The 23,632-nt window shown below is 71.8% G+C and carries 22 protein-coding genes and 1 tRNA gene; 13 read left to right on the forward strand and 10 right to left on the reverse strand.

What is annotated here, in order from left to right; translation table 11 throughout:
* Positions 1-8 precede the first annotated feature (8 nt).
* Complete coding sequence (locus OG485_RS22445; protein WP_328670379.1) at positions 9-848, reverse strand: DUF3662 and FHA domain-containing protein; 840 nt, start codon at positions 846-848, stop codon at positions 9-11.
* 607 nt (positions 849-1,455) lie between these two features.
* Between OG485_RS22445 and OG485_RS22450 the strand changes: the two genes are divergently transcribed.
* Positions 1,456-1,542, forward strand: a tRNA-Leu gene (locus OG485_RS22450).
* A gap of 285 nt (positions 1,543-1,827) precedes the next feature.
* Here OG485_RS22450 and OG485_RS22455 read toward each other — a convergent pair.
* Positions 1,828-2,481: an FMN-dependent NADH-azoreductase gene (locus tag OG485_RS22455; RefSeq protein ID WP_328670380.1), complete on the reverse strand. Its 654-nt coding sequence runs from the start codon at positions 2,479-2,481 to the stop codon at positions 1,828-1,830.
* A gap of 205 nt (positions 2,482-2,686) precedes the next feature.
* Here OG485_RS22455 and OG485_RS22460 point away from each other — a divergent pair, with 205 nt between their 5' ends.
* From OG485_RS22460 to OG485_RS22475, 4 genes are all read left to right on the forward strand, one after another.
* Positions 2,687-3,076, forward strand: a complete 390-nt coding sequence (locus OG485_RS22460; protein ID WP_328670381.1) for a winged helix-turn-helix transcriptional regulator — start codon at positions 2,687-2,689, stop codon at positions 3,074-3,076.
* A 400-nt stretch (positions 3,077-3,476) separates the two neighbouring features.
* Positions 3,477-5,042 carry a DUF2252 family protein gene (locus OG485_RS22465; protein ID WP_328670382.1) on the forward strand — a complete coding sequence of 522 codons (1,566 nt, stop codon included), beginning with the start codon at positions 3,477-3,479 and terminating at the stop codon, positions 5,040-5,042.
* 254 nt (positions 5,043-5,296) lie between these two features.
* Complete coding sequence (locus OG485_RS22470; RefSeq protein ID WP_443048742.1) at positions 5,297-6,358, forward strand: hypothetical protein; 1,062 nt, start codon at positions 5,297-5,299, stop codon at positions 6,356-6,358.
* A 33-nt stretch (positions 6,359-6,391) separates the two neighbouring features.
* A complete protein-coding gene (locus tag OG485_RS22475; protein ID WP_328670383.1) occupies positions 6,392-6,739 on the forward strand; it encodes a rhodanese-like domain-containing protein in 348 nt (115 codons plus the stop codon).
* Between the two features lie 173 nt (positions 6,740-6,912).
* Here OG485_RS22475 and OG485_RS22480 read toward each other — a convergent pair whose 3' ends face one another.
* From OG485_RS22480 to paaA, 6 genes are all read right to left on the reverse strand, one after another.
* A complete protein-coding gene (locus OG485_RS22480) occupies positions 6,913-8,046 on the reverse strand; it encodes an acyl-CoA dehydrogenase family protein (RefSeq protein WP_328670384.1) in 1,134 nt (377 codons plus the stop codon).
* 119 nt (positions 8,047-8,165) lie between these two features.
* The gene (locus tag OG485_RS22485; RefSeq protein ID WP_328670385.1) at positions 8,166-9,230 is read right to left on the reverse strand and encodes a 2Fe-2S iron-sulfur cluster-binding protein; all 1,065 of its coding nucleotides are present in this window, start codon (positions 9,228-9,230) and stop codon (positions 8,166-8,168) included.
* Positions 9,230-9,763: a 1,2-phenylacetyl-CoA epoxidase subunit PaaD gene (paaD, locus tag OG485_RS22490; protein WP_328670386.1), complete on the reverse strand. Its 534-nt coding sequence runs from the start codon at positions 9,761-9,763 to the stop codon at positions 9,230-9,232. The genes OG485_RS22485 and paaD overlap by 1 nt, the downstream gene beginning before the upstream one ends.
* Entirely contained in the window at positions 9,757-10,476 is a 720-nt protein-coding gene (gene paaC / locus OG485_RS22495; RefSeq protein WP_328670387.1) for a 1,2-phenylacetyl-CoA epoxidase subunit PaaC, read from the reverse strand. Before paaC ends, paaD begins: the two co-directional genes overlap by 7 nt.
* A complete protein-coding gene (gene paaB / locus OG485_RS22500; protein ID WP_328670388.1) occupies positions 10,473-10,760 on the reverse strand; it encodes a 1,2-phenylacetyl-CoA epoxidase subunit PaaB in 288 nt (95 codons plus the stop codon). Before paaB ends, paaC begins: the two co-directional genes overlap by 4 nt.
* Positions 10,757-11,797 carry a 1,2-phenylacetyl-CoA epoxidase subunit PaaA gene (gene paaA, locus OG485_RS22505; RefSeq protein ID WP_328450412.1) on the reverse strand — a complete coding sequence of 347 codons (1,041 nt, stop codon included), beginning with the start codon at positions 11,795-11,797 and terminating at the stop codon, positions 10,757-10,759. Before paaA ends, paaB begins: the two co-directional genes overlap by 4 nt.
* A 262-nt stretch (positions 11,798-12,059) precedes the next feature.
* On the opposite strand from paaA, the gene OG485_RS22510 reads away from it, so the two are divergent.
* Genes OG485_RS22510 through OG485_RS22520 form a run of 3 tightly spaced genes read left to right on the forward strand, consistent with a single transcriptional unit; the run spans position 12,060 to position 15,237 of the window.
* Positions 12,060-13,262 (forward strand): DUF5819 family protein, encoded by a 1,203-nt coding sequence (locus OG485_RS22510; RefSeq protein ID WP_328670389.1) that lies wholly within the window; start codon positions 12,060-12,062, stop codon positions 13,260-13,262.
* Positions 13,259-14,491 carry an HTTM domain-containing protein gene (locus OG485_RS22515; RefSeq protein WP_328670390.1) on the forward strand — a complete coding sequence of 411 codons (1,233 nt, stop codon included), beginning with the start codon at positions 13,259-13,261 and terminating at the stop codon, positions 14,489-14,491. Before OG485_RS22510 ends, OG485_RS22515 begins: the two co-directional genes overlap by 4 nt.
* On the forward strand, positions 14,488-15,237 hold the full coding sequence (locus OG485_RS22520) for a TrmH family RNA methyltransferase (RefSeq protein WP_328670391.1): 750 nt from the start codon (positions 14,488-14,490) through the stop codon (positions 15,235-15,237). Before OG485_RS22515 ends, OG485_RS22520 begins: the two co-directional genes overlap by 4 nt.
* A gap of 21 nt (positions 15,238-15,258) precedes the next feature.
* Here OG485_RS22520 and paaN read toward each other — a convergent pair whose 3' ends face one another.
* Positions 15,259-16,971, reverse strand: a complete 1,713-nt coding sequence (gene paaN, locus OG485_RS22525) for a phenylacetic acid degradation protein PaaN (protein ID WP_328670392.1) — start codon at positions 16,969-16,971, stop codon at positions 15,259-15,261.
* Between the two features lie 148 nt (positions 16,972-17,119).
* Between paaN and OG485_RS22530 the strand changes: the two genes are divergently transcribed.
* Positions 17,120-18,634, forward strand: coding sequence for a 3-hydroxyacyl-CoA dehydrogenase (locus OG485_RS22530; RefSeq protein ID WP_328670393.1), 1,515 nt, complete (start codon positions 17,120-17,122; stop codon positions 18,632-18,634).
* Entirely contained in the window at positions 18,631-19,221 is a 591-nt protein-coding gene (locus OG485_RS22535) for a TetR/AcrR family transcriptional regulator (RefSeq protein ID WP_328670394.1), read from the forward strand. The genes OG485_RS22530 and OG485_RS22535 overlap by 4 nt, the downstream gene beginning before the upstream one ends.
* A gap of 22 nt (positions 19,222-19,243) precedes the next feature.
* On the opposite strand, the gene OG485_RS22540 is transcribed toward OG485_RS22535, so the two are convergent.
* Positions 19,244-19,744 carry an Lrp/AsnC family transcriptional regulator gene (locus OG485_RS22540; protein WP_382783426.1) on the reverse strand — a complete coding sequence of 167 codons (501 nt, stop codon included), beginning with the start codon at positions 19,742-19,744 and terminating at the stop codon, positions 19,244-19,246.
* A gap of 174 nt (positions 19,745-19,918) precedes the next feature.
* Between OG485_RS22540 and pdhA the strand changes: the two genes are divergently transcribed.
* From pdhA to OG485_RS22555, 3 genes are read left to right on the forward strand one after another with little or no spacing between them, the layout of a single operon-like run.
* Positions 19,919-21,088: a pyruvate dehydrogenase (acetyl-transferring) E1 component subunit alpha gene (gene pdhA / locus OG485_RS22545; protein WP_328670395.1), complete on the forward strand. Its 1,170-nt coding sequence runs from the start codon at positions 19,919-19,921 to the stop codon at positions 21,086-21,088.
* Complete coding sequence (locus OG485_RS22550) at positions 21,085-22,089, forward strand: alpha-ketoacid dehydrogenase subunit beta (protein ID WP_328450396.1); 1,005 nt, start codon at positions 21,085-21,087, stop codon at positions 22,087-22,089. The genes pdhA and OG485_RS22550 overlap by 4 nt, the downstream gene beginning before the upstream one ends.
* On the forward strand, positions 22,089-23,615 hold the full coding sequence (locus OG485_RS22555; RefSeq protein ID WP_328674595.1) for a dihydrolipoamide acetyltransferase family protein: 1,527 nt from the start codon (positions 22,089-22,091) through the stop codon (positions 23,613-23,615). The genes OG485_RS22550 and OG485_RS22555 overlap by 1 nt, the downstream gene beginning before the upstream one ends.
* The last annotated feature ends 17 nt before the right edge of the window (positions 23,616-23,632 follow it).

The following is a 23,632-nucleotide window of genomic DNA, read 5'->3' on the forward strand; positions in this document are numbered from 1 at the left end:
CCCCCGCTTCACCCTTCGGCTTGCCGGTAAATGATGGTGGTGTTGCCCACGACGATCCGCGAGCCGTCGCGGAGCGTAGCGCGGGTTGTGTGCTGCCCGTCCACCACGATGCCGTTGGTGGACCCGAGATCCTGGATCGTCGAGGGCGTTCCGGTCCGGATCTCACAGTGCCGGCGCGATACGCCGGGGTCGTCGATCCGCACGTCGGCTTCAGTGCTGCGGCCCAGCACCAGCGTCGGGCGGGAGATCTGATGGCGTGCGCCATTGATCTCGACCCAATGCCGCATACGGCCACCCGCCGCCGGGCCGGCCGGGGGCCGGGCACCCACGGGTGCCATGCCCGGACGGCCGCCGGGCGGCGGCGCGGACGGCATGGGGGGAGCGGCCGCGGGCGGGTAGCCGTAGCCACCCTGGGCTCCGCGGCCCGCCGGGGCGGGGCCCGCGGGGGCACGCTCGGGGGACTGCTGATTGGCGGAGGAGGCGAGCGTACGACTGCGGACCCGGTACAGGCCGGTGTCGAGGTCGTCCGCCTTCTCCAGGTGGACCTTGATGGGGCCCATGAAGGTGTAGCGCTGCTGCTTGGCGTAGTCGCGGACCATTCCGGCGAGCTCGTCGCCGAGCTGGCCGGAGTAGGGGCTGAGCCGCTCGAAGTCGGGCGTGCTCAGTTCGACGATGAAGTCGTTCGGGACGACGGTCCGGTCGCGGTTCCAGATCGTGGCGTTGTTGTCGCACTCGCGCTGGAGCGCTCCGGCGATCTCCACGGGCTGGACCTCGGACTTGAACACCTTGGCGAAGGTGCCGTTGACCAGACCTTCGAGACGCTGCTCGAACTTCTTCAGGACTCCCATGGGGCACCTCCTCCGTCGTTGCCGTCCTGGTACAGCTTGCTGTCGTCTTTCCGGCCCTGCTGGACCAGCCGGCCTACCCGGCCTTGCTGGTACTGCTTACTGATCGTATCCACGCGTCGGGAAATCGGCTGGTTCCCCCTGTCGGCACGGTCGACGGGTTGTCGACACCTTCCGAAGTCCCCTCCCGAAGTTCCCTGAGAGGCCCCTCTTCGAACTCTTCCCGGCACTGCTTCTGCCATGGATCGTAGAGGCGCTCCCCGACCAGTGTCCCGCACCTGACTGTGCGGTCCGTCCGACTCCTGGAGAGATGTGCTGGACCGGTACGAGGTTGATACGTGAACCGGTTCTGTCTGAAACGTGTGACGCGTGCCGGGGCGCTGGTGAGGAGGCGGCCGGAGCGGGACGCGGAGCCGCCCGGGCCGGGAGGCCGGGCAGGGCAAGGGCAGCGGGCCTGTGGGGCCGTGGAGGGCCGGGCGCGCGGGCCCGGTCGTGCGTGGGCGCGGGGCCGGGGGAAAGGGATGTGATTCCACCCCTGGCACCGTGCTAATCTTCTGCATGTCGGAAGGCGCCCGCGGAACAAAAGCGGGAGACGGAAGACACACCCAATGCGCGGGTGGCGGAATAGGCAGACGCGCTGGATTCAGGTTCCAGTGCCCGAAAGGGCGTGGGGGTTCAACTCCCCCCTCGCGCACCAGCTGAAAGCCCCTCAGGTCCTCGACCTGAGGGGCTTTCACGTTGTCCGGGGTGCCTCCGCCGCGCTTCCCCGCATGGTGCGCGATGTCGCGCGACGGGTGGTGCCGCTCGTCACGGGTCGCACGGACGCCCAGGGGCGCTGTGAAGTGTGACGATGCTCTCACGCGGGCGGCGGGGAGTCGGCGGGGCGGCGACCGGTGAACGGGCGTTCGCGGACCCGGAGGACCCGGAGGACCCGGAAGACCCGGAAGACCGGAGGGCCCGGAGTGGTTGCCGGGTGCCGGGATCAGGCGGCGACGCGGGCCGCGACCTTCTTGGCCCGGGCGGCGGCCTCGTCGAGGGCCTTGCTCCGCGACGCCTCGAAGAGCGGGACCAGGTCGGACATCGCCGGGTTGTGCGGGGCCATGGTGAGCTCCGGGACGATGAATTCGACGTCGAGGGCGAGCATGTCGCCCAGCACCGCCTTCAGGTAGTTCTGCACGTACTCGAAGCCCTCGCGCGGAGTGCCCGGCGCGTACGAGCCGCCGCGGCTGGCGACGACGGTGACCGGGGTGCCCTTGGCCTTCGCGTCCTCCGTCATGGCGGTGCGCCCCACGAGGATGACGTTGTCCAGCCAGGCCTTGAGGGTCGAGGGGACGGAGAGGTTGTACATGGGGGCGCCGATCAGGATCGCGTCCGCGTTCTCCACCTCCTCGATCAGCTTCAGGCGTGCGGCGAAGGCCTCGGCCTGTCCGGGGGTGTGCGTTTCCGGGGCGGCGAAGCCGGCGGAGTGGGCATCGGCCGTGATGTGCGGCACAGGGTGCGCGGCGAGGTCGCGGTGGACGACCGTTCCGGCGGGGTGCTGTTCCTCCCAGGCCGCGCGGAAGGCGTCCGCGACGGCACGTGAGACGGAGGTGCCGTTCGGGGAGGCGGACGAGTCGATGTGGAGGAGGGTGGCCATGATGATCTCCAGATAAAAGGGATATATGGGGTGGGAGTGTGGTCGGAGGTGGGCCGGGTTCCGGGTGGGGGTCGCGAGCCGGATCGGGGCAGGGCTGTCACAGGGGAGCGGAGTCGCCGGCGGGCTTCTCTTTGGTGCCTAACTATAGATAACACAGTCACTTACTTTTTTTCATCCCCTTGTGGGGACGCAGTACTCTGGGCTCATGGCAGTACCGGGAAGCCACGACGCGGGGCCGTGTCAGAAGGTCGACGACGGCATGACCCGTGTCTTCACGCTGCTCGGAAAGCGATGGACGGGTCTCGTCGTCGCGGTCCTGATGCCGCACCCCGTCCACTTCGCCGATCTGCGCAGAGCGATCCCCGGCATCAGCGAGCGGATGCTCTCGGACCGGCTCACCGAACTCGGCGCGGCCGGCCTGGTCGTGCGCAACGTCGACGAGGGCCCCCCGCTGCGTGTTTGCTACGCACTGACGGAGGCGGGCGCGGCGCTGGAACCGGCCCTCAAGGAGCTGGGGTCCTGGGCGGAGAGGTACCTGCCGGAGAGCGGGCCTTGCCAGGAGCGTTCGCGGCCGCGGCAGCGGACCGGGCTGTGACGCGACGTGCCTGAGCCGGTCTTCGCGCCGTTGAAGTACTGAGTCGTTGCGCTTGCGCCGGTCTTTGGGCCGCTGATGTGACCGAGTCGTTCACGGTGCCGAGCCTGTCGTGGGGTGCCGCTGACCGCTGATGTGACCGAGCCGCTTGCTGCACCGAGCCGCTTGCTGCACCGAGTCTCTTGCTGTGCCAGGACGCCTGCTGTGCCGGGCCGTCCGCCGTGCCCTGCCGCTGACGCGCTCGGGACGTTCGTGGTGCCGCCGGTGCGACGCCGCCGGTCGAACGGTGTGCGCGGCCGCTTTCCCGGGTGCCCATGGAGTTGTCCACAGGGTCTGACGCGTTTTCCCGGCCGGCTGTACGGTCAGCACGAGTTGATGTTCGTGCGCGGGGGAGGCGGTCGTGATGGCCGAGGTCGGTACAGCGGGGGCGGAGCGGCAGACGGCGCCGGCGGGAAGGGCCGGGCTGGTCGAGCAGGCCGGTCCGGTGCGTCAGGACAACGGTGGCGGGCAGGGCGGGAGCGCGTCCGTGCCGGAGCCCGGGCGGCGGCCCGCGCCCGAGGGCGGGCGGACGGCCGAGGCGTTCGGGGTGCGGGGCTTCGCGGTTCCGGGGTTCGCCGCCTGGCCGGTGAGGGACTCACCCAAGGAAGAGGGGAAGGTCCTGCGCGGACGGGTCCCGCGCGCGGCGCACGCCGAGCTGCTGGTGGACACCGACCGGCCGGACGCCGTGACCGCGGTCGAGGAGTCCAACCGGGGCCGAATCCCCGAACTCACCCCGATCCGGGTCGGCAGGATGGCTGCCACCCCCTTCGCGTTCCTGCGCGGCACCGCCGGCCTCATGGCGTACGACCTCGCGCGCACGCCGATGACCGGCATCAGCGCCCAGATCTGCGGCGACGCCCACGCGGCGAACTTCGGCCTGTACGGGGACGCGCGAGGCGGCCTGGTCATCGATCTGAACGACTTCGACGAGACGGTGCACGGTCCCTGGGAGTGGGACCTCAAGCGGCTCGCCACCTCGCTCGTGCTCGCGGGCCGGGAGGCCGGCGCCGACGAGGACACCTGCCGCGGTGCCGCGCGCGACTGTGTGGGGGCGTACCGCCGCACCATGCGCCTGCTGGTCAGACTGCCGGTGCTGGACGCCTGGAACGCCATCGCGGACGAGGAACTCGTCTCGCACACCGACGCCCATGACCTGCTCGGCACCCTGGAGCGGGTCTCCGCGAAGGCGCGGGCCAACACCAGTGGACGGTTCGCCGCCAGATCGACCGAGGCCGTGGACGGCGGAGGCCGTCGCTTCGTCGACGCGGCACCCGTCCTGCGCCGCGTTCCCGACGCGGAGGCCGCCGCGGTCGCGGCGTCCCTGGAGCACTATCTGACGACGGTCTCCGAGGACCGCCTCCCCCTGCTCGCCCGCTACGCGGTGCACGACGTCGCCTTCCGCGTCGTCGGCACCGGCAGCGTCGGCACCCGCTCGTATGTCGTGCTGCTTCTGGACCACCGCGGCGAAGCCCTGGTCCTCCAGGTCAAGGAGGCCCGTGCCTCGGCGCTGCTCCCGCACCTGGCGACCATCGGCCATCCGATGCCGGAGGTGGCCCACGAGGGTCGCCGTGTCGTCCTCGGCCAGAAGCGCATGCAGGTGGTCAGCGACATCCTTCTCGGCTGGACCTCGGTCGACGGTCTCCCCTACCAGGTCCGCCAGTTCCGCAACCGCAAGGGCAGTGTCGACCCCGCAGCACTGGCCGCCGACCACGTCGACGACTACGGCCGCATGACCGGTGCCCTGCTGGCGCGCGCCCACAGTCACAGCGCGGACCCGCGCCTGATAGCCGGGTACTGCGGCAAGAACGAGGAGCTGGACGAGGCCGTCGCCTCCTTCGCCGTCGCCTACGCGGACCGCACGGAGGCGGACCACGCGGCCCTGACGGCGGCGGTCCGAAGCGGACGGATCGCCTCTGAACCGGGGGTGTGACGGCGGAGAGCCGCTGCCGCTGCCGGCCGCTGCAGCCTCCCGGTGCTGGCCGCTGCAGCCTCCCGCTGTCGGCTGCTGCCGCCCACCGCCGTTGCCCGCCACTGCCGGTGTCGGCCGGTGCCGCTGTCGCTGCCGGTTCCGGAGGTCGGGATGATCGGGGTGGTTGGGGTCATTGGGGTCGTTGTGGCCGGTCAGGTGGCTGTAGGGGCGGGGAACGCAGTGAGCCCCGGGGAAGTGTGGCCTACGCTGGTCGGGTGACGACCCCGGAAGCCGATCAGAGCCAGTCCGAGCCCGCCTTCGAGGGGGGCCGGGAACACGCCGGTGCCCCGGAAGGCCAGACTCCCCACGCCTCCCCCGGCGACGACGGCCGCATCACGGACGCGGAGGGCGCGGACATCCCTTCGGGCACTGGGTCCGGCTCGCCGTCCGCCTCCCGGACGGAGGGGCAGGACGAGGGGCAGGCGCAGGAGCAAGGCGAGGGGCGGCCCGAGGCTCGGGCCGATGCGGGCCAGAGCCCGGCTCAGAGTGCGGACGACCGGCCCGAGGCGCGCCTGGAGCGGGCCGTGCGAGCGGCCGAGCAGGCGTTGATCGAGTTCGAGATCGCGGTGGAGACCTTCCGTGTCGAGGTCGACAATTTCTCCCGGCTGCATCACCAGAAGCTCGGTCCCATGTACTCCCGGCTCGACGAACTGGACGCCCAGATCGCCGAGGCGCGTGCCGCGCTCACGGGTGACCCTGAGGACATATTCAAGGCGCACGAGGCGCGGGCGCGGGTCATGCCCATGCCCGGTGTCGAGGAGCTGTTCCACGGCTGGATGGACTCGGACGGGCTGTTTCCCGAGGCTGTGGCCATGCTCACGGACCAGCCCGTGCGGCCTCCGCAGCGCGTGCGTCCGAGCGAGGAGGCCCGCAAGCTCTTCCGCGAGCTGGTCCGCAAGGCCCACCCGGATCTCGCGCAGGACGACAACGAGCGCAAGCGGCGTGACGAGTTCATCGCCCGCGTGAACACCGCGTACGCGAGGGGCGACGAGGCGTTGCTGCGGGAGCTGGCCGCGGAGTGGGCCGCCGGTCCCGCGCCCGAGGAGTGGAAGCCCAGCCGCAGCGAGGAGCTCTACGCCCGGCTCGAATGGCTCTCCCAGCGCAAGGAGATGCTCACCCTCGTCGCGCGCGAGCTGGAGGAGAGCGCCATCGGGGCCATGCTCAAGATGGCCCCGGAAGACCCGGACCACCTCCTGGAGGAGATCGCCGAACAACTGCTGACGCAGGTCGGTGAGCGCGAACACGAGCTGGCGACGCTGATCGCCCAGGCTCCCTGAGCTTCATCGGCGCGGTCAGGTAGCGTCGGAGGCATGAGTTTCGGAGCTGGTGTGCCCACGGTCGGGGTCGACAATCTCGCGGTCGACGACTTCCTGCTGGACGTCCGGGAGGACGACGAGTGGGAGGCGGGCCACGCCCAGGGGGCACTGCACATCCCCATGAGCGACTTCGTCGCCCGGTTCGGCGAGCTGACCGAGGCCGCCCCGCAGGACGGCCGGGTCAACGTGATCTGCCGCTCCGGCGGCCGTTCGGCCCAGGTCACCATGTATCTGGTCCAGCAGGGCATCGACGCCGCGAACGTCGAGGGCGGCATGCAGATCTGGGAGGCCGCCGGCCGCCCGGTCGTGAACGCCAAGGGCGAGCCCGGCTTCGTTCTGTAGCCCGGGCCCGCCCACCCCGGGGAATGCCGGGGAATGCCTGCGTCCGGGTCCGCACACCCGGGGAATGCCGGGGAATGTCTGCGGTCCCGGTCCGCCCATCCTGGGGAATGCAGGGGGAGTCACTGCGGTCCGGGCCTGCCGTCCCCGGGGCTATGCCCGGAGTCTGGGTCCTGTCAGCCGAGGGAATGCGCTGCCAGCAGGTCTCCCAGGGCTTCCTCGTGTGCCGCCGCCGGGCCGAGCGACAGTTCCAGATGCTTGGCCCAGGCGTGGTACCGGTGCAGCGCGTACTCGGTGTCGGCGCCGAACCCTCCGTGCAGATGCTGCGCGGTCTGCACGACCCGGCGTACTCCTTCGGACGCCCAGATCTTGGCGACGGCCACATCACCGCCGGCCGGGAGCGCGCCGTCGGCGCCCGTGCTGATCCGCCACGCGGCCTGCCAGAGCGTCGCCTCCATCGCGCGCAGGTCGATGTAGCGGTCGGCGGCCTGGACGGCGACCGCCTGGAACGTGGCGACGGGGAACCCGAACTGCTCCCGCTTGCTCGTGTACGCGCTCGTTATCCGGAGCACTTCCTCTCCGAGCCCGAGGGCCAGCGCGCAGGTGCCGGTGGCCAGCAGGTCGCGCAGCCACTCCCAGGCCCCCGGCGCGTCGATGACATCCCGGGCGGCGATCCGCGCGGACCGCAACCGCAGCTCGCCGAGCCGTTCACCGGTCGTGGAGATCTGCTCGGCGAGAACGGCCCCTTCGTGGTCGCGGGGAACCAGCGCGAGGACGGTCCGGTCGGCGTCCGTATGCGCGGGCACGACGACGAAGTCGGCGTCGCAGGCCCAGGGGACCGCCGTCTGCACACCGTCCAGAACCCACCCCGCACCGTCCCGCCGTGCGGTCACGGCGCGTTCGGCCGGGTCGTGACCGGTCCTGCCGTTGGCGGCGACGGTCAGCACGAGTTCGCCCCGGCCGGCCCGCACCGGCAGTTCCACCCTCAACTCCTCGCCGCCGTAGCGTCGTACGGCCGCCGCCGCCGCGCTGTTCTCCAGCAGCGGTACCCGTGCCAGCACCTTCGCCGACTCCCGCAGCACCAGGCAGAGCGCGATCGCGTCGAGGCCCGCCCCGCCGGCCTCCTCGTCGAGCAGCAGGCTCAGCAGGTCCGCGTCGGCGAGCCTCGCCCACAGGGGCCGGTCGAAGTCCTCGGCGACGGCGCCCGCGGTGAGCGCGGGACTGGGCACCCCGTCGGGGGAGACCCCGGCGAACACCCCCCGCGCCGCCTCGGCCGCCGCCTGCTGCTCCTCGGTGAAGGTGAAGTCCACGATCCCGTCCTCCCGCGCACGCACCGGACCAATGACCAGACGGAAAGCCTGATCTGACGGTGCGTCAAGATAGAACAGGTTCTACGAGAAGGGAACGGCCGACGATCGGCCACTCCTTCTCAGCGGTCGAAGTCCAACTCGACCTTCTCCGTGGCGGGATGGGACTGGCAGGCCAGTACGTACCCGGCCTCGGTCTCCTCCGGTTCCAGCGCGAAGTTGCGGTCCATCCGCACCTCGCCCGAGACGAGGAACGCCCGGCAGGTGCCGCACACGCCGCCCTTGCAGGCATAGGGCGCGTCCGGCCGGTTGCGCAGGACCGCGTCCAGCAGCGACTCGCCGTCCTGGACGGGCCAGGTGCCGCCGCGTCCGTCGAGCCGTGCGGTGACCGTGCTGTGCGCGGGTGCCGGTACGGCGGAAGGGGCTGTGATGCCGGCGTCCACGTGGAAGATCTCCTCGTGGATGCGCGTCCGGGACACCCCGAGCCCGCGCAGCGCCCGCTCGGCGCCCTGGACGAGCCCCATCGGCCCGCACAGGAACCATCCCGCCACCCCGTCCACGGGCAGCAGCGCCGGAAGCAGCCCGGTCAGCCGCTCCTGGTCGAGCCGGCCGGACGGCAGCCCGGCCTGCTGCTCCTCCCGGGAGAGGACGGTCACCAGCTGGAACCGCTGCGGATAGCGGTCCTTGAGGTCGGCGACCTCCTCCAGGAACATCGTCGAGGCCGACGTGCGGTCGCTGCGGATCAGGCAGAAGCTCGCGCCCGGCTCCCGCGCCAGCAGGGTCGAGGCGATCGACAGCACCGGGGTGATGCCGCTGCCGCCCACCACCGCCGCGTACAGGCCGGGCGTGGGTTCCAGGGTGAAGCGTCCCGCCGGGATCATCACCTCCACCTCGTCGCCGACGGTGATCTCCTTGAGCGCGTACGTCGAGAACGCGCCTCCGTCGACCAGGCGCACTCCGACCTTCAGGGTGCGCGGCGCCTCGCCGTCGGGGGAGGGGGCCGTCGAGCAGATGGAGTACGTGCGGCGGATCTCCGTGCCGTCGACCGTGCGGCGCAGTGCCAGATGCTGGCCGGCGGCATGCCGGTAGTCCTCGCGAAGTTCCGCGGGCACCGCGAAGGTCAGGGCCACGGCGTCGTCGGTGATCCGGTCGACCGCGGCCACCGTGAGCGGGTGGAAGCGGGCCATCACAGCTCCTTGAAGTGGTCGAACGGTTCGCGGCAGGACAGACAGCGGCGCAGCGCCTTGCACGCGGTTGAGGAGAAGCGGCTGAGCAGTTCGGTGTCGGCCGATCCGCAGGCCGGGCAGCGGACGGGCTCAAGCTCCGGTTCCGCGCCGGCCGTCCGGGTCGGTCCCAGGTCCAGGGCCACCGGCCCGGCGGGACGGTCGCCGCGGGGCGGTGCTATCCCGAACTCCCTCAGTTTGCGGCGGCCTTCGTCCGAGATGTCGTCGGTCGACCAGGCGGGGCTGAGCACCGTGCGCACGGAGACCTCGCGCATGCCGTGCTCGTGGAGCACCCGCTCGATGTCCGTGGACATGGCCTCGACGGCCGGGCAGCCGGTGTAGGTCGGGGTCAGCTCGACCTCGACGCTGTCCGTGCCGCGGAGGTGGACGGCGCGCAGGACACCGAGGTCGTCCAGGGTGAGAACGGGCAGTTCGGGGTCGAGCACGGAGCCGGCCAGCCTGCGCAGTTCCTCCTCCAGGGCGGTGGTCGTCACCATGACGCCCCCGGGTGGCTGCGGTGCAGGTGCTGCATCTCGGCGAGCATCCGCCCGAAGGACTCGGTGTGCAGGCCCTGGCGTCCGGCGCCGGCCGTCCAGGCCCCGGTCCTCGGGCCTTCGGGGACGGTCAGCGTGGCCCGGCGCAGCGTGGTTTCCACGGACTCCGTCCAGGCGGCCCGGAGGCCGTCCCAGTCGATGTCGACGCCGTCGAGCGGCTGGAACATCTCGCCGGTGAAGCGCCACAGCGCCTGGCACGCCCGGCTCATCCGCTCGTGGCTCTCGTCCGTGCCGTCGCCGAGGCGCAGGGTCCACTGCTCGGCGTGGTCCTGGTGGTAGGCGACCTCCTTGACGGCCTTGGCGGCCAGGGGAGCGAACTCGCTCTCCCCGGATGCCAGTTGCGCGTAGAGAAGCCGCTGATAGGTCGAGAAGTAGAGCTGCCGGGCGATGGTGTGCGCGAAGTCGCCGTTCGGCTGCTCGACGAGCTGGAGGTTGCGGAAGGCGCGCTCCTCGCGGAGATACGCCACCTCGTCCTCGTCTCCGGCCATGGACAGCAGGACCCGGGCCTGGCCGAGCAGGTCCAGGGCGATGTTGGCCAGGGCGACCTCCTCCTCGAGGACGGGCGCGTGGCCGGCCCACTCCCCCAGCCGGTGCGAGAGCACCAGGGCGTCGTCGCCGAGGGCCAGGGCGGCCGCGGTGTTCACGGTGAGCGTCACAGGTGCTTCACCCCTTCCGGGATCTCGTAGAAGGTCGGGTGCCGGTAGGGCTTGTCGGCCGACGGCTCGAAGAAGGGGTCCTTCTCGTCGGGCGAGGAGGCCGTGACGGCGGCGGACGGGATGACCCAGATCGAGACGCCCTCGCCACGGCGCGTGTACAGATCGCGGGCGTTGCGCAGCGCCAGTTCGGCGTCCGGGGCGTGCAGGCTGCCGGCGTGGGTGTGCGAGAGCCCGCGGCGCGAGCGCACGAAGACCTCCCACAGCGGCCAGTCGGTGTTCGTCATGCTCGGGTCGCTCCTGTCTCGCCGGTCGTGCTCGCGGAGCCGCCGGTCCCGCTCGTGTGCTTGTCGGCGTACGCCGCGGCCGCCTCCCGTACCCACGCGCCCTCCTCGTGGGCTCGCCGGCGCTGGGTGATCCGCTGGTCGTTGCACGGGCCGTTGCCCTTGAGGACCTCCCAGAACTCCGTCCAGTCGATGGCGCCGAAGTCGTGGTGCCCCCGCTCCTCGTTCCACACGAGGTCGGGGTCGGGCAGGGTCAGACCGAGGGACTCGGCCTGGGGGACGGCGATGTCGACGAAGCGCTGGCGCAGCTCGTCGTTCGAATGGCGCTTGATCTTCCACGCCATCGACTGGGCGGAGTGCGAGGACTCGTCGTCGGGCGGGCCGAACATCATCAGGGAGGGCCACCACCAGCGGTCGACCGCGTCCTGCGCCATCGCGTGCTGCTCGGGGGTGCCCTGGCTCAGGGCCAGCAGGAGTTCGTACCCCTGGCGCTGGTGGAAGGACTCCTCCTTGCACACGCGGACCATGGCGCGCGCGTACGGGCCGTACGAGCAGCGGCACAGGGGGACCTGGTTGGTGATCGCCGCGCCGTCCACGAGCCAGCCGATGGCGCCGACGTCCGCCCAGGTCAGCGTCGGATAGTTGAAGATCGACGAGTACTTCTGGCGGCCGGAGTGCAGCTTGTCCAGCAGTTCGTCGCGGCCGACGCCGAGCGTCTCGGCCGCGCTGTACAGGTACAGACCGTGTCCTGCCTCGTCCTGGACCTTCGCCATCAGGATCGCCTTGCGGCGCAGTGAGGGCGCGCGCGTGATCCAGTTGGCCTCCGGCTGCATGCCGATGATCTCGGAGTGGGCGTGCTGCGCTATCTGGCGGACCAGGGTGGAGCGGTAGGCATCGGGCATCCAGTCGCGGGGCTCGATGCGTTCGTCGGCCGCCACCGCGGCGTCGAAGACGACCTCGTAGGCCGCTGTGCGCGCCGCCTCGTCGGCGGCTTCGTCCGCTTGTGTGCGGGCCGTGTGGTGCGCTGATGCTGTCGCCATGCGGTCCCCCTCGACCTCTCGCTCCCGACCGACCGATCGTTCGGTCCATTCGCAACAATGGTCGGTCGAGCGCCGTACGGTGTCAACCGCTGTGGATAACCTCATGCGCGCCGGCGTGGCCGCTGTGACCCGCGGGGCTGTGCCGAAGGGCCTGCTCTGAGTACGGTTCGCCTGCGAACGTCGTGCCGCGGTACGACGTGACGGTACGGTGCCCGCAGTCCGGCGGCCGGAAGCCGGATCCGGGATCGTGAATCGGGGCGGGATGGACGCGAGGGACGAGGGCTCTGAGCGGGAGCCGGGGTCGGTCGCGCCCGAGGGGGGCGCGCCCGGCGGTGTCACCGGCGGTACACCACTGCCCGGTCCGCGGCCGGCCGGCGAGTCCGTGACCGGCGAGCGCCCCGACGGCGATCCGCCGACCGGGGCCGAGGCTTCCCCGGAGCCCGAGACCACCGGGGCCGAGGCGGTGCCTGGCCCGGAGTCCGAGGCGACCGGGCCCGACGCGGGCGCACCCGAAGACGACGCGGGCACGTACGCGGAGTCCGGGAGCCCGGAATCCGGGGCCGTCGCACCCGGGGAGTCCGAGCTGGGCGCGGGCGAGGTGGTGTTTTCCCGGGAGTCAGAGCGGGCCGAATCCGGGGCTGTCGCTCCCGGGGAGTCCGAGCTGGGCCAATCCGAGGCGGTGCCGTCCCGGGAGTCCGAGCCGGGCGCTCCCCCTGTGGGCGCTCCTTCGGGCTTCGCCGGGGCCGACGAGCCGGATTTCCCGGAGAGTCCCGAAGCGGCCGGCTGTCCGGAAGCCGGGGCTCCCGTGGGCCTCGCGGCCCTGTCTCTGCGCCATCAGATCGCCGCCGCCCTCGCCCTGGCCGTCGTCGCCGTCGTCGCCTGTGCGCATCTCGGCATGGTCTTCCTGCACGTCGCTCCCTCGAACACGGTGACGAAGCAGCACGGCCGCGCGATCGACGACTGGATCTACCCCGAGTTCGAGCAGAACTGGAAGCTCTTCGCACCCAACCCGTTGCAGCAGGACATCACGGTCCAGGTCCGCGCCCTGGTCCGCACGGAGGACGGCACCAGCCGCGAGACCGGCTGGTACGACCTGTCCGCGCTCGACGCCCTGGCCATCGACGGAAATCCGCTGCCGAGCCACACCCAGCAGAACGAACTGCGCCGTGCCTGGGACTTCTACGTCGGTACGCACGACGGCGAGAACCGCCCCGTGGGCCTGCGCGGCGACCTCGCGGAGCACTATCTGCGCCGTATCGGCGTGCTGCGTCTCGACCGTGAGCATGCGGGCGGCGAGGGCGCTGTCGTCGAACGCGTCCAGTTCCGCTCCCTCATCACCGACGTGCCGCCGCCACGGTGGAGCGGCGAGAAGGTGTCCGACCGGCCCGTCGTCCGTGAGCTGCCCTGGTGGGCCGTTCCCGGGAGCGACCGCGCGGACGGGCTGACGGAGGCGAGTGCCCGATGAACCGATTCGCTCCGACGATCGCGCGCGGCATCGCCCGGGTGACCGAGTCCGCCCTCGGCCCGTACCAGAGCGCCGTGATCCGCATCGGCTTCGCCGCCACCTGGCTGCTGTTCCTGCTGCGCGAGTACCCCCACCGTCAGGAGATGTACGGGCCCGACGCGCCCTGGAGCTGGGACCTCGCCCGGCAGCTCGTGGCGAGCAATCACGCCTTCACGGTCCTGCTGTGGTCCGACAGCCAGGTGTGGTTCGAGACGGTCTACGCCGTCGCCGTGCTCTCCGGCGCCCTGCTGCTGGTGGGATGGCGGACCCGCGCGGTGTCCGTGGTCTTCATGATCGGCGTGCTGTCCCTGCAGAACCGAAGCGTCTTCATCGGGGACGGCGGGGACAACGTCCTCCACCTGATGGCGATCTACCTGGTGTTCACCCGCTGTGCCCAGGTGTGGTCCCTCGACGCGCGGCGGGACCGTCTCGCCCGCGAGGCGTACGCGCGGGGCGAGTGGCCCGAGCCCGGCCGAGCGGGCCCCGTGCTGTGGGCGGGGCTCGGGATCGCGCTGACGGTGGCGACGGGCGCGGGACGGATCGACGGGGGTGCCCTGGGCGGCTGGCTCACGGTCTTCTGGGGGCTGTGGGCGGTGCAGGCCCTGTGGTGGGCCGTCGGCCGCTTCGCCCGCACCGCGGAGCCGCGCATCCTGCTGGACGTCGTCGCCAACCTCGTCCACAACGCCGCTCTGATGATCATCATGGCCGAGGCGTGTCTGATCTACGCGACCGCGGGCTGGTACAAGATCCAGGGCTCGCGCTGGCAGGACGGCACCGCCGTCTACTACCCGCTCCACCTGGACTCCTTCTCCCCGTGGCCGGCGCTGTCCGACCTGATGTCCGCGCACGGGGCGATCGTCATGCTCGTGACGTACGGGACGGTCGCCGCGCAGGTCGCCTTCCCCTTCACCCTGTTCAACCGGCGGGTCAAGAACGTGCTGCTGGCGGTCATGATGACCGAGCACGCCGTGATCGCCGTGGTCCTCGGGCTGCCGTTCTTCTCGCTCGCGATGATCGCCGCGGACGCCGTGTTCCTGCCCACGTCCTTCCTGCGGCGCCTGGGCGGACGGGCGGCACGCGCGCGTGACCGGCTGTTTCCCGGCAGGGGCCCTGTGGTGCCGGGGCCCCGGGAGCCCGAACCGGGCGTTCCGGAGGAGCCCGGGCACACGCACGTAGGCTTCACCGCATGAACGACCCGGTACGTGTCTGGCGCCAGCTCCGCGACGACTCCGTCCTGCTCGACGGCTTCCACGCCCTCAAGCACGCGGTGCGCTTCGGAGCGCGTGTCCCGGTCGCCGTCACGACCGACCGGCCGGCGGTCCTCGAGCTGGCCGGCGAACTCGCCCCCGACGTACGCGCCGCTCTCGACGAGCTGCTGACCGAGGTCCCGGAGACGGCGTTCACAGCCCTCGTGGCGCGACCGCATCCCACCTCGGTGGCGGCTCTCGCCGTACGGCCCTCCCGTGCCGCCAACCTGGAGAGGATGGCCGGCACGCCGCGCACCGCGCCCGTGGTCGTCCTCGACAATCCGCGCAACCTCGGCAACGCGGGGGCGGTGATCCGGCTCGCGGCGGGCTTCGGCGCGACCGGGGTGGTCACGACGGGCACGCTCGACCCCTGGCACCCCACGGTCGTACGCGGCGGGGCCGGCCTGCACTTCGCGACCGCCGTGGAGCGGCTGGCGGTGGACGAACTGCCGGCAGGCCCGTTGTTCGCGCTCGACCCCGAGGGCGAGGACATCCGGGGGACGAAGCTTCCCGACGACGCCCTGCTCGCCTTCGGTTCGGAGCGCAGCGGGCTGTCCGCCGAACTGCGCTCCCGGGCCGACCACCTGGTCTCGCTGCCGATGCGCCCCCAGGTCTCCAGCTACAACCTCGCGACCAGTGTGGCCATGACGCTGTTCCACTGGAGCGCCACCGGGGACGCACCGGCGTAGACGCCCGAAGGGCGTCGGGGCTCACGCCTCCCGGCGCACCTCGACCACCCGGAAGCGGTTCGCCACGAACGCCCCGTCGCACAGCGCCGCGTTGGCCGCGGCGTTGCCGCCCGATCCGTGGAAGTCCGAGAACGCGGCCGTCTGGTTGACGTAGACCCCGCCCGTGAGGTTCAGGGAGAGCTGGGCGCACTCCTCCAGGCAGGCCTCCTGCACCTCGCGCTCGAACGCCTCGTCGGTGGTGTACGCGCCGACGGTCATCGCGCCCTTGTCCCGGGTGGTGCGCCGTAGAAGCTCCACGGCCTCGGCGGCCGAGTCGACCGCGACGGCGAAGGAGACCGGACCGAAGCACTCGCTCAGGTAGGCGGCCTCGTCGTCGCTCCCGGCGCTCTCCCAGTACTTGCGCGCGCCGTCGAGCTTCACGATCAGCGGTGAGCGCACTACGGCACCGGGGAACTCAGGGTTGTCGATCTGCCGTGAGGGCAGGGCCACCTCGCCGAGTCCGGCGGCGGCCTCCAGCCGGGCCTTCACGTCCGGGTTCACGATGGCGCCGAGCAGCGCGTTCGCGCGGGCGTCGTCGCCGAGGAGCCCGCCGACCGACTTCGCGAGATCGGCCACCACCTCGTCGTAGGACTTGTGGCCCTCGTCCGTGGAGATGCCCTCGCGCGGGATCAGCAGGTTCTGCGGGGTGGTGCACATCTGGCCGCTGTAGAGCGACAGGGAGAACGCCAGGTTGGACAGCATCCCCTTGTAGTCGGCGGCCGACTCCACGATCACCGTGTTGACGCCGGCCTTCTCGGTGTAGACCTGCGCCTGGCGTGCGTTGGCCTCCAGCCAGTCGCCGAAGGCGGTGGAGCCCGTGTAGTCGATGATGCGGATCTCGGGGCGGGTGGCCAGCGTCTTCGCGATGCCCTCGCCGGGACGCTCGGCGGCCAGCGCCACCAGGTTCGGGTCGAAGCCCGCCTCGGCGAGCACCTCGCGTGCGACCTGCACGGTCAGCGCGAGGGGGAGCACCGCGCGCGGGTGGGGCTTCACCAGGACCGCGTTGCCCGTGGCCAGCGAGGCGAACAGGCCCGGATAGCCGTTCCACGTCGGGAAGGTGTTGCAGCCGATCATCAGCGCGATGCCGCGCGGGACGGGCGTGAACTGCTTGGTGAGCGCGAGGGGATCACGCTTGCCCTGGGGCTTGCTCCACTCCGCGGTGTCGGGGGTGCGGACCTGCTCCGCATAGGCGTAGGCCACCGCCTCCAGACCGCGGTCCTGCGCGTGCGGGCCGCCCGCCTGGAACGCCATCATGAAGGCCTGGCCGCTGGTGTGCATGACCGCGTGCGCGAACTCGTGGGTGCGGTCGCTGATCCGCTTGAGGATCTCCAGACAGACCACCGCGCGCATCTCGGCGCCCACGTCGCGCCAGGCGCGCTGCCCCGCGCGCATGGCGGGCAGCAGCGTGTCGATGTCCGCGTGCGGGTACGTGACGCCCAGCTCGATGCCGTACGGCGACACCTCGCCCCCGATCCAGTCGTCCGTGCCGGGCTGGCCCAGGTCGAGGCGGTTGCCCAGGAGAGCGTCGAAGGCGGCTTTGCCCTCGGCCATGCCCAGGCTGCCGTGCTCGCCGTACGCCTTGGGGTGCTCGGGATGCGGGGACCAGTACGCGCGCGTGCGGATCGTTTCCAGCGCCTGATCCAGGGTGGGCCGGTGCTGGGAGATCAACTGGTGCGCGGTGAGTTCGGCGGCCATCAAGGACCAACTCCTCGTCTCAAGAGCTCCTCGTCGAGCTCGCGAGCTGGGCAGGAAGGGACAGTCAGAGTTAGAGTAACCGAACGATCGGTCGGGACAAGGGGGTCCGCCGCATCTGTGGACAACGCCGTGCGGGAGGATCGCGCACATGACAGCACTCGACCTCAGCAGCCCCGTGGCAGTCGTCGGCACCGGCACCATGGGCCAGGGCATCGCCCAGGTCGCGCTGGTGGCGGGCCACCCCGTGCGGCTCTACGACGCCGCTCCCGGACGTGCCGCGGCCGCCGCCGAAGCGATCGGCGCCCGGCTCGACCGGCTCGTCGCGAAAGACCGGCTCACCGGCGCCGACCGGGATGCCGCGCGCGCCCGGCTCCAGCCGGCCTCGGATCTCACCGACCTCGCGGACTGCGTGCTCGTCGTCGAGGCGGTGCTCGAACAGCTCGACGTCAAGCAGCGGCTGTTCGGCGAGCTCGAGGACATCGTCGGGGACGACTGCCTGCTGGCCACCAACACCTCCTCCCTGTCCGTCACGGCCATCGGCGGCGCGCTGCGCAACCCGGGCCGGCTCGTCGGGCTGCACTTCTTCAACCCGGCGCCGCTGCTGCCCCTCGTGGAGGTCGTCTCCGGGTTCGCGACCGACGTCACGTCGGCCACGCGCGCGTACGAGACGGCCCGCGCCTGGGGCAAGACGCCCGTCGCCTGCGCGGACACGCCCGGTTTCATCGTCAACCGCATCGCGCGGCCCTTCTACGCCGAGGCCTTCGCGGTCCACGAGTCCCAGGCGGCCGACCCCGCCACCATCGACGCGGTCCTGCGCGAGTCCGGCGGTTTCCGGATGGGCGCCTTCGAACTCACCGACCTGATCGGCCAGGACGTCAACGAGTCCGTCACGCACTCCGTGTGGCGGTCCTTCTTCCAGGACGTGCGCTTCACGCCCTCGCTCGCCCAGCGACGACTCGTCGAGGCGGGCCGCTTCGGCCGCAAGACGGGCCACGGCTGGTACGACTACGGGGACGGCGCCGAACCCTCCGAGCCGCACACGGCGGAGAAGGCGCAGCCGCCCGCGTACGTCGTCGCCGAGGGCGACCTGGGCCCCGCCGCCGACGTTCTCGCCCTGATCCGTGAGGCGGGCATCCAGGTCCGGGAGGACGAGGAGGACCACGGCACCCGCCTGGTGCTGCCGAGCGGCGGCCAGCTCGTCCTCGTCGACGGCCAGACCTCGGTCGAGTTCCGGGACGTCGTCTACTTCGACCTCGCGCTCGACTACCGCAAGGCCACCCGGATCGCCCTGTCGGCGTCCCAGGACACCGCTCCCCAGACGCTCTCCGAGGCCATCGGTCTCTTCCAGGCGCTGGGCAAGGACGTCAGTGTGATCGGGGACTGCCCGGGCATGATCGTCGCCCGCACGGTGGCCCGGATCGTCGACCTCGCGTACGACGCGGTGGCCAAGGGCGTGGCCACCGAGGAGGACATCGACACCGCGATGCGCCTCGGCGTCAACTATCCCCTCGGCCCCTTCGAGTGGAGCCGCAGACTCGGTGTGAACTGGTCGTACGACGTCCTGGACGAACTGCACGTGCGCGACCCCTCCGGCCGCTATGCCCCGTCGCTCGCGCTCTACCGCCACGCGTACGCCAACGAGAAGCGGGAGGGCACCCAGTGACCACCGCCAAACGGGACACGTACACGCCCGAGACGCTGCTCTCCGTCGCCGTCCAGGTCTTCAACGAACGCGGCTACGACGGCACCTCCATGGAGCACCTCTCCAAGGCGGCCGGCATCTCCAAGTCGTCGATATACCACCATGTCTCGGGCAAGGAGGAGCTGCTGCGGCGCGCGGTGAGCCGGGCGCTGGACGGCCTCTTCGAGATCCTCGACGAGGAGCACGCGCGCGTGGGACGTTCCGTGCAGCGCCTGGAGTACGTGGTGCGGCGCATGGTCGAGGTGCTCACCTCCGAGCTGCCCTACGTGACGCTGCTCCTGCGGGTGCGCGGCAACACGGACACCGAGCGGTGGGCCCTGGAACGGCGCCGCGACTTCGACCACAGGGTCGCCGAGCTCCTGAAGGCCGCGGCCGCCGACGGGGACGTACGCGGCGACGTGGAGGTCCGGCTCGCGACCCGGCTGGTCTTCGGAATGATCAACTCGCTCGTGGAGTGGTACCGCCCCGACGCGCGGGGCATGGGCGCGCGGGAAGTGGCCGACGCCGTGGTGGTGCTGGTCTTCGGAGGGCTCCGGCAGGAGCCCTGAGGGCCCCGAAGGGCCGGTGGCGTCAGGCCTCCGGCTCCAGGTCCTCCTCCTCGAAGACCAGCAGTGTCCTGCTGCTGAGCACCTCAGGGATGGCCTGGAGCCGGGTGAGCACCAGTTCGCGCAGCGCCCGGTTGTCCGGCGTGTGCACCAGCAGAAGCACGTCGAAGTCGCCGCCCACCAGGGCGATGTGCGAGGCCCCGGGCAGCACCCTCAGCCGCTCCCGCACCGTGCGCCAGGAGTTCTGCACGATCTTGAGGGTGATGTACGCCGAGGTGCCCTGTCCCGCGCGTTCGTGGTCGACGCGCGCCCCGAAGCCGCGGATCACACCGTCCTCGATGAGCCGGTTGATCCGCGCGTAGGCGTTGGCCCGCGAGACATGGACCCGCTCGGCCACGGAACGTATGGAGGCACGGCCGTCCGCCTGCAGCATGTGCAGGATGTCCTGGTCGATCGCGTCGAGCGGACGGGCGGGCGGCACGGAAGGTCCGGCCTCCGGCGGCTCGGCCATTTGTTCAGGTGCCATGTCCCCCCGCCTCCCTACCATGGACGTACTGCATCCATCTCAGGCTGCGCAGAACCGTTTGTCCACAGCCTGGCGGCGCCTGTAGCCAAAATGTGCCGACGACCGAACAATCGGTAGGTGAGGCGCATCACACCCGTGACGCGCCTGAAGCCGCTCCCACGAGGAGGTGCCGTCATGACGGTCATGGAGCAGCGAGGGGCCTACCGGCCCACGCCGCCGCCCGCCTGGCAGCCCCGCACCGACCCCGCGCCGTTGCTGCCCGACGCGCTGCCCCACCGCGTCCTCGGCACCGACGCGGCCGCCAAGGTCGATCCGGCCCTGTTGCGCCGTCTGCACACGGAACTGGTGCGTGGCCGCCGGTACAACGTCCAGGCCACCGCGCTCACCAAGCAGGGCCGTCTCGCCGTGTACCCGTCCAGCACCGGACAGGAGGCCTGCGAGGTCGCCGCCGCGCTCGTGCTGGAGGAGCGCGACTGGCTCTTCCCCAGCTACCGCGACACCCTCGCCGCCGTCGCCCGCGGCCTCGACCCCGTCCAGGCACTCACCCTCCTGCGCGGCGACTGGCACACCGGCTACGACCCGCACGAGCACCGCATCGCGCCCCTGTCCACCCCCCTGGCGACCCAGCTCCCGCACGCCGTGGGCCTCGCACACGCCGCCCGCCTCAAGGGCGACGACGTGGTCGCGCTCGCCCTGGTCGGTGACGGCGGCACCAGCGAGGGCGACTTCCACGAAGCGCTGAACTTCGCCGCCGTGTGGCAGGCGCCCGTCGTCTTCCTCGTGCAGAACAACGGCTTCGCCATCTCCGTCCCGCTCGCCAAACAGACCGCCGCCCCGTCGCTGGCCCACAAGGCCGTCGGCTACGGGATGCCGGGCCGTCTGGTCGACGGCAACGACGCGGTGGCCGTGCACCAGGTCCTGAGCGAGGCCATCGCCCACGCGCGGGCGGGCGGCGGTCCCACCCTCGTCGAGGCCGTTACGTACCGCATCGACGCCCACACCAACGCCGACGACGCCACCCGCTACCGGGGGGACTCCGAGGTCGAGACCTGGCGCGGCCACGACCCCATCGTGCTTCTGGAGCGCGAGCTGACCGAGCGCGGTCTGCTCGACGAGGCAGCTCTCCAGGAGGTGCGCGACGGCGCCGAGGCGATGGCCGCGGACCTGCGTGAGCGCATGAACCAGGACCCGGTGCTAGACCCCATGGATCTGTTCGCCCATGTGTACGCACAACCCACTCCTCAACTGCTTGAGCAGGAGAGCCAGCTGAGAGCGGAGCTGGACGCCGAGGCGGACGGCACGCTCGGAGCGGGCCCGCACGGCCCGGAAGGAGCCGGGCGATGACCACGGTTGCCCTCAAACCGGCCACCATGGCGCAGGCGCTCGGGCGCGCCCTGCGCGACGCCATGGCCGCCGACCCGGCCGTCCATGTCCTGGGCGAGGACGTCGGCACCCTCGGCGGCGTCTTCCGGGTCACCGACGGGCTCGCCAAGGAGTTCGGCGACGACCGCTGCACGGACACCCCGCTCGCCGAGGCGGGCATCCTCGGCGCGGCGGTCGGCATGGCCATGTACGGCCTGCGGCCGGTCGTGGAGATGCAGTTCGACGCGTTCGCCTACCCGGCGTTCGAGCAGCTGATCTCGCACGTGGCGAAGATGCGCAACCGCACACGGGGCGCCATGCCCCTGCCCATCACGATCCGCGTCCCCTACGGCGGCGGCATCGGCGGCGTCGAGCACCACAGCGACTCCTCCGAGGCGTACTACATGGCCACCCCGGGCCTGCACGTCGTCATGCCCGCGACCGTGTCCGACGCCTACGGACTGCTGCGGGAGGCCATCGCCTCGGACGACCCGGTGGTCTTCCTGGAGCCCAAGAGGCTGTACTGGTCGAAGGATTCCTGGAACCCGGACGAGCCGCCGGCCGTTGAGCCGATAGGCCGCGCGGTGGTGCGGCGCTCGGGCCGGAGCGCCACGCTGATCACCTACGGGCCGTCCGTGCCCGTCTGCCTCGAAGCCGCCGAGGCGGCGCGGGCCGAGGGCTGGGACCTCGAAGTCGTCGACCTGCGCTCGCTGGTGCCGTTCGACGACGAGACGGTCGCGGCATCGGTGCGGCGGACCGGACGAGCGGTCGTCGTGCACGAGTCGGGCGGGTTCGGAGGACCGGGCGGGGAGATCGCGGCCCGCGTCACGGAGCGCTGCTTCCACCACCTGGAGGCGCCGGTGCTGCGCGTCGCCGGGTTCGACATCCCGTATCCGCCGCCGATGCTGGAGCGGCACCACCTGCCCGGCGTCGACCGGATCCTGGACGCGGTGGGACGTCTGCAATGGGAGGCGCAGAGCTGATGGCACAGGTGCTGGAGTTCAAGCTCCCCGACCTCGGGGAGGGACTCACCGAGGCGGAGATCGTCCGCTGGCTGGTGGAGGTCGGTGACGTTGTCGCCGTCGACCAGCTCGTCGTCGAGGTCGAGACGGCCAAGGCGATGGTCGAGGTCCCCTGCCCCTACGGCGGTGTGGTCACCGCCCGCTTCGGCGAGGAGGGCACGGAACTGCCCGTGGGGGCACCGCTGCTGACCGTCGCCGTGGGCGCCCCTGCCGAGGAGAACGGGACCGGCGAGGACGAGCGGAGCGACGAGGGCTCCGGGAACGTGCTGGTGGGATACGGCACGGGAGCGCCCCCGGCGCGGCGCCGGAGGGTGCGCCCCTCCGGCGGCGCCGTCGGAGGACCGGCCGGGGCACCGTCCCCGGCGGGCACGGCTGCCTCGCCCGCCCGGCCCGCGCAGGGCCGCCCCGAACCCGTCGCCGCCGTACCGCCGGACCCGGCGGGCATGGCGCGGACCGCTCGCAACGGCGTCACCCCCTCGCGGGGCGACGGCCCGGTGCCGGTCATCTCGCCCCTCGTGCGACGGCTCGCCCGGGAGAACGGCGTGGACCTGCGGGAGCTGGAGGGCTCCGGTCCCGAGGGACTCATCCTGCGGGCGGACGTCGAGTACGCGCTGCGCGCGGCGGCGACCGGACGGCTGCGGTCGTCCGCCCCGCCGGAGGCGCGCCCCGCGGCGGCCGGACCCGGTGCCTTTGTCACGGAGCCCGCGTACGAGGGCCTGCCCGGCCAGATGACCTCCTACGCGGACATCGCGTCGGTGGTGCCCGGTGGGTCCGGCGTCTCCCGGGGCACGTCCCCGGGGGGTGTCCGGGTACCCCTCCGGGGTGTCCGCGGTGCCGTCGCCGACAAGCTCTCGCGCAGCCGGCGCGAGATCCCGGACGCGACCTGCTGGGTGGACGCCGACGCGACGGAGCTCATGCAGGCGCGCAGGGCGATGAACGCGGCCGGCGGCCCGAAGATCTCCCTGCTGGCACTGCTGGCCCGGATCTGCACCGCGGCGCTGGCCCGTTTCCCCGAGCTCAACTCGACGGTCGACATGGACGCCCGCGAGATCGTCCGGCTCGGCCAGGTGCACCTGGGCTTCGCGGCCCAGACCGAGCGCGGGCTCGTCGTCCCCGTCGTGCGCGACGCGCACGCACGGGACGCGGAAGGGCTGAGCGCGGAGTTCGGCCGGCTGACCGAGGCGGCCCGGACCGGGACGCTGACGCCCGCGGACCTCACGGGCGGCACCTTCACGCTGAACAACTACGGCGTGTTCGGCGTCGACGGTTCCACGCCGATCATCAACCACCCCGAGGCGGCCATGCTCGGCGTCGGCCGCATCATCCCCAAGCCCTGGGTCCACCAAGGCGAGCTGGCGGTGCGTCAGGTCGTCCAGCTCTCGCTCTCCTTCGACCACCGGGTCTGCGACGGCGGTACGGCGGGCGGCTTCCTGCGGTATGTGGCGGACTGCGTGGAGCAGCCGGCGGTGCTGCTGCGGACTCTGTAGGACACGCGGGCCGGCCG

This window comes from Streptomyces sp. NBC_00328, from assembly GCF_036139655.1.
In the GTDB taxonomy this organism is placed as follows: domain Bacteria; phylum Actinomycetota; class Actinomycetes; order Streptomycetales; family Streptomycetaceae; genus Streptomyces.

Excerpts from the sequence above, each read along its gene's own strand:
- OG485_RS22445 (WP_328670379.1), bottom strand. The coding sequence starts at position 848 with ATGGGAGTCCTGAAGAAGTTCGAGCAGCGTCTCGAAGGTCTGGTCAAC.
- OG485_RS22455 (WP_328670380.1), bottom strand. The coding sequence starts at position 2,481 with ATGGCCACCCTCCTCCACATCGACTCGTCCGCCTCCCCGAACGGCACC.
- OG485_RS22460 (WP_328670381.1), top strand. The coding sequence starts at position 2,687 with ATGGCAGTACCGGGAAGCCACGACGCGGGGCCGTGTCAGAAGGTCGAC.
- OG485_RS22465 (WP_328670382.1), top strand. The coding sequence starts at position 3,477 with ATGGCCGAGGTCGGTACAGCGGGGGCGGAGCGGCAGACGGCGCCGGCG.
- OG485_RS22475 (WP_328670383.1), top strand. The coding sequence starts at position 6,392 with ATGAGTTTCGGAGCTGGTGTGCCCACGGTCGGGGTCGACAATCTCGCG.
- OG485_RS22485 (WP_328670385.1), bottom strand. The coding sequence starts at position 9,230 with ATGGCCCGCTTCCACCCGCTCACGGTGGCCGCGGTCGACCGGATCACC.
- paaD (WP_328670386.1), bottom strand. The coding sequence starts at position 9,763 with ATGGTGACGACCACCGCCCTGGAGGAGGAACTGCGCAGGCTGGCCGGC.
- paaB (WP_328670388.1), bottom strand. The coding sequence starts at position 10,760 with ATGACGAACACCGACTGGCCGCTGTGGGAGGTCTTCGTGCGCTCGCGC.
- paaA (WP_328450412.1), bottom strand. The coding sequence starts at position 11,797 with ATGGCGACAGCATCAGCGCACCACACGGCCCGCACACAAGCGGACGAA.
- OG485_RS22510 (WP_328670389.1), top strand. The coding sequence starts at position 12,060 with ATGGACGCGAGGGACGAGGGCTCTGAGCGGGAGCCGGGGTCGGTCGCG.
- OG485_RS22515 (WP_328670390.1), top strand. The coding sequence starts at position 13,259 with ATGAACCGATTCGCTCCGACGATCGCGCGCGGCATCGCCCGGGTGACC.
- OG485_RS22520 (WP_328670391.1), top strand. The coding sequence starts at position 14,488 with ATGAACGACCCGGTACGTGTCTGGCGCCAGCTCCGCGACGACTCCGTC.
- paaN (WP_328670392.1), bottom strand. The coding sequence starts at position 16,971 with ATGGCCGCCGAACTCACCGCGCACCAGTTGATCTCCCAGCACCGGCCC.
- OG485_RS22530 (WP_328670393.1), top strand. The coding sequence starts at position 17,120 with ATGACAGCACTCGACCTCAGCAGCCCCGTGGCAGTCGTCGGCACCGGC.
- OG485_RS22540 (WP_382783426.1), bottom strand. The coding sequence starts at position 19,744 with ATGGCACCTGAACAAATGGCCGAGCCGCCGGAGGCCGGACCTTCCGTG.
- pdhA (WP_328670395.1), top strand. The coding sequence starts at position 19,919 with ATGACGGTCATGGAGCAGCGAGGGGCCTACCGGCCCACGCCGCCGCCC.
- OG485_RS22550 (WP_328450396.1), top strand. The coding sequence starts at position 21,085 with ATGACCACGGTTGCCCTCAAACCGGCCACCATGGCGCAGGCGCTCGGG.
- OG485_RS22555 (WP_328674595.1), top strand. The coding sequence starts at position 22,089 with ATGGCACAGGTGCTGGAGTTCAAGCTCCCCGACCTCGGGGAGGGACTC.